Origin of the sequence: Aliidiomarina sp. (assembly GCF_047920995.1) — a bacterium.
Classification (GTDB): Bacteria; Pseudomonadota; Gammaproteobacteria; order Enterobacterales; family Alteromonadaceae; genus Aliidiomarina.
Genome location: NZ_JBLRWZ010000064.1, coordinates 1 through 3,968 on the forward strand (window position 1 = coordinate 1; position 3,968 = coordinate 3,968).

The window sequence follows — 3,968 nt, forward strand, 5'->3', positions numbered from 1 at the left end:
TCGGAGACTGACTATCTGGACGCTCAAGGGAGGCAGGTGCAGAGTGCTAACGATTTTGAGATTGCGAAAAAGTTGATACTAAAACTTAGAGCAATGACAGATTTTGACGAAGTCGTTGGCTGGCCTAAGCTATAAGTTACACTAGCTCAGCTTTGGCCTGACGGTTACCAGTTTTTAAGGTACTCTTTCAGATTAGATTTGAACTAATCCAGTCTCATCTCCCCACTATGTCAGCTGTAATGGTCAAGTTATATTGGCCACCGGTTTATAGTCATTCCAATATTTTTGCTCTGCGTTATTTGAGCTACTTACACTCTAAAAGCGATTTAGCATAACGCGCTAAAGAGCCAAAGTTGTTGAAATACCAACCGAGCTTGACCTTCGTCTGCAATATCGAGCAACTACCAAGCTCGGTTGGTCCTATACTGGCTTTCTCAAGAAGATGAATATGAATGGATTTACAATACTATGGCTTTAATTCTAAAGCCGGTTGACTTCCCCCCGAAGAGCGGAGCCATGGCATCAACGAGATTTCTATTTAGATGGTTTATAAACTCAGAACTCTTTGGACATACACAATCGATGCGTGTCGCACGACAAAAATGAATATAATCATTTTAAGCAAATAAAAGGTGCCTAGAATACTCAGGCCTTACCAGATTGGTAAAAACGAACGAACAGACCTCTAAAAATGTGTGGCACTAACCGGGGGATGTTTACAACTTGACGTCGGCTGCTGTTTGCTCTCTACCACAACAAGAGTCCCGGTATAGTGCATAGGCCCTGATGGCTTTACCTGCGTTAGATCATCCAATAACGCGTTCACTTGCTTTTTGTCCCAGGCATACCCACGCTGGTAGTCTGGTATACAAAATCGACGCCCGGTGAAGAGCTCGTCCAACGTTGTTAGTTTGGTTATCAGTGCTGTATCTGACATGTAGCTATCCTTACGAAAAACTTCCTAGGCGACTTTGAAGTCATTGAGAGAGCAAAACTCGACTTTACGTGCGACGTAAAAACTCTTATTGAATGTCTCAGGGCGTGAAGCGGACGTTCGAGTCTGTGGATCGGGATGGCAGCTCAGTACGTATTTCAGACCTTCAGGCTTCTCAGAATTAAGCCACGTATCTACTAATATCATAAGCGGTATATCTTGATTATTCGTTAATCATTCGGAATTGAAGGCTCTGCTTTACCATCCAGTGAAGCTTGAACAAGTACCCCCAAGAATTTCGTGAAAGGCTCTATGTTTTGGTTTGTACTCGCCTCTTCAAGTGTAACCATATAATCATTGCGCTGTTCCAGTGGCACAATCGTCCAAGGGTAGCCGCCACTGGCAAGCATGGCATTCATCAAAAAACGCCCTGTGCGGCCGTTACCATCCATATAAGGATGAATATAGACAAATATAAAATGCCCTAGCACAACACGCACAGCGGCATTCTCTTCGGCTTTCAGCAACTCAAAAAACGCTGGCATAGCATCGCGCACAACCTCGCGGCTTGGCGGCGTGTGCATGGAACGACGGATAAAAACGGGCGCATTCCGATAACCAGCAAGATCGGTAGGTTTATGAATACCAGCCGTCACTCCCGGCGCAAACATTTCGCGATACCATACGCGATGATCGTTATCGACGACATCTCCTGCATTATGCCCATCGAGTATGCGACCTATACTATTGCGCACGGCTTGGTAAGCCTGCCAATAACCTCGGGCGGCTAAAGCATTTAGCCGCTCTTTATCATCGGCGTTTTGTTCTGGATTCCAATCTCCAGTGCGAACGCGGGTGATCAACTCAGGAGTGACACGATAGCCCTCAATAGAAAGCGAGTGATAGGCATCCGTTACATACACATCTTCAACATGCTGCATGTATGCGTTTTTATTGACTGTTTGCGTCGGGGATGCTGGAAAGTGCGCTATTACAGTTTCCCGCATATGCTGCCACATAAGCCGTATACGATTTACGTATGGGGATTGCTCGCGCCTTGAGAAGCTTAGGCTGGATTGTTGCTCAAACGGATCTGTTTCGCGCAAATCATACCCAGCCGCGCGCATTGTGTCCATAATATCGTCAGCAATTTGAGTGCGGCCAATATTTCTGAATGCACCTGCTAAACGGCCAGCAATAGAGCTACGCCCACCTCCTAGCAACTGATCCAAAACTTCAGATGCATCACTAATCATAGATAGTCCCGCGCGCATATCTGTTGGGTTTTGAGCAAAGCTCTGCTTGCTACAGGCAATCAAAGCAGCAGGAAGGCTATATATGCGCAGACCGTTTTTGCTCGTCACCTGAGCGGGTTCGGGGAGCGCGGCGCGAATATCTAATAGTGATGTCCCGTGAGGCAATTCTGTTACATTGTTCCGTGCTTTGGTAGCTCGAACTAATAACTGTTCTGGCACGGTCATATTTTCGGTATGAAGCGCGATAGATTGCTCAGGTGATAAGCACCAGTCGTCGCCCTTTAAGTGGTTAAGGTAGGCTGCACAAAATTGCCAAAAGGAGGCATACCAAGCCGTACTCTCCCCGCGTGTTTCATCTGGACGTGTTGGCACATACCAGCCCTTGATGACTTCCTCAAGGAAGCCATTTTGAACGAGGCGTTCTCGGTGAGTGCGCGAGAGATCAGCAGAGCGTATGGCAACTGAGCCATTCATCTGAAGATCGTGAAGTGCTTCTAAGGCATCAGCCAGTTTATCCGAAGGTGTTGCCATGGTGGTTCTACTCGCTTATCGTGCGTATCTATTATTCGCTTATTGTGTTGTATCACTTTTCGCTTATTGTGTCGAACGATAATTCGCTTATTGTGCATAAATAGTGCGAGCAATTTAGTTTATAGGATCTTATGGCAATGGAAATCTGCCTATTTTTCAGTGTCACCTTGCAAGCCTTGCCACGGGCCTTCATTCAGCAGTTTCTTGTTTTAAGTATCGACGGACACCGTTGTGTTGTCTGGTGAGGCCTGAGTATACTAGACACTCTACTCTTAATAGCCCTAACGAAACAGAATACGTACCCCCGAACCAGTAGTCTGATTCTGTTTCATACGAGAAATACAGCCAAGAAAAGTAGATTGTTACCGTTTTATGGTCTATATTACTACGATAACAGCATTAAACTACCGAGCGCCACTATGAAAACCGTAACGCTACAACTCTTCAATCGAGGTAAATGGTGGGATGCCGCAGAGCTTCGATTTGGCAGCGATAAAATGAATAGTCACGTTACTTTATCCTACCTACCCGATTACATTAGGCATGTGCTGAGCTACGCAAGAAAGGATTGCTGGGCGTGCAGTGTAAATGCGCCCGTTACTATCGTTCCTATTGATTATCCAAGTTGGCCTGCGCTACTAGACGATTTACTGCCCGCAGGTGAATCGCGCACATGGTGGTTAAATTACCTCAACGTCAGCAGAAGTAGCGAATTTGAGCAAAATTATGCACTTCTTACGAAAGCATGCATGGCGCCTATTGGGAACTTACGAATTAAGGAAGCTGCTGAGCAAATCGGCTACGATACCGCCCGCCGTTTTTCCATCGATTCTGTGGTTGAGTTGCAACACGATTTCTTAGAGTATGCGAACGAGCAAGGTGCTGCAGTTGGTGGTGCAACCGGCGCTGGCGGTGTTGCTCCGAAGTTGCTTCTGATGGTTGACGATAACCAAGTGTTCATTGACGGCGACTTCGCCGGGAATCCCCTCTCTGCTACGCCATATCTCACGAAGTTCGCCAGAAACACACGTTCACCGCGCGACAACAATGTTCTGCGAGCTGAAGGCGTGTTTTATCAGGCACTAGCGGAAATACTCGCAGATACCGATGTTGAAACTATTGATGTGACGCGCATGATGATGCGTGAATACCAAGGCCAAGTTAGCCTATGGTTACCTCGTTTCGACACTGCTGTAGAAAATTCCGTAGCCACCCGCATTGGTTTAGAGAGTGTTTACTCAATTATG

At 46.4% G+C, this 3,968-nt stretch carries 2 protein-coding genes and 1 pseudogene; 1 reads left to right on the forward strand and 2 read right to left on the reverse strand.

Going from position 1 to position 3,968, the window contains the following annotated elements; genetic code table 11:
- Positions 1-685: 685 nt before the first annotated feature.
- Together ACNA7P_RS10975 and ACNA7P_RS10980 are read right to left on the reverse strand one after the other, a co-directional pair.
- A complete protein-coding gene (locus tag ACNA7P_RS10975) occupies positions 686-937 on the reverse strand; it encodes a DUF262 domain-containing protein (protein ID WP_416258667.1) in 252 nt (83 codons plus the stop codon).
- A gap of 227 nt (positions 938-1,164) precedes the next feature.
- Complete coding sequence (locus ACNA7P_RS10980) at positions 1,165-2,721, reverse strand: Fic family protein (protein ID WP_416258668.1); 1,557 nt, start codon at positions 2,719-2,721, stop codon at positions 1,165-1,167.
- A 419-nt stretch (positions 2,722-3,140) separates the two neighbouring features.
- On the opposite strand from ACNA7P_RS10980, the pseudogene ACNA7P_RS10985 reads away from it, so the two are divergent.
- Positions 3,141-3,968, forward strand: a pseudogene (locus tag ACNA7P_RS10985) (HipA-like protein); the annotation flags it as partial.

Coding starts and splice junctions, on each gene's coding strand:
- ACNA7P_RS10975 (WP_416258667.1), bottom strand. CDS start 937: ATGTCAGATACAGCACTGATAACCAAACTAACAACGTTGGACGAGCTC.
- ACNA7P_RS10980 (WP_416258668.1), bottom strand. CDS start 2,721: ATGGCAACACCTTCGGATAAACTGGCTGATGCCTTAGAAGCACTTCAC.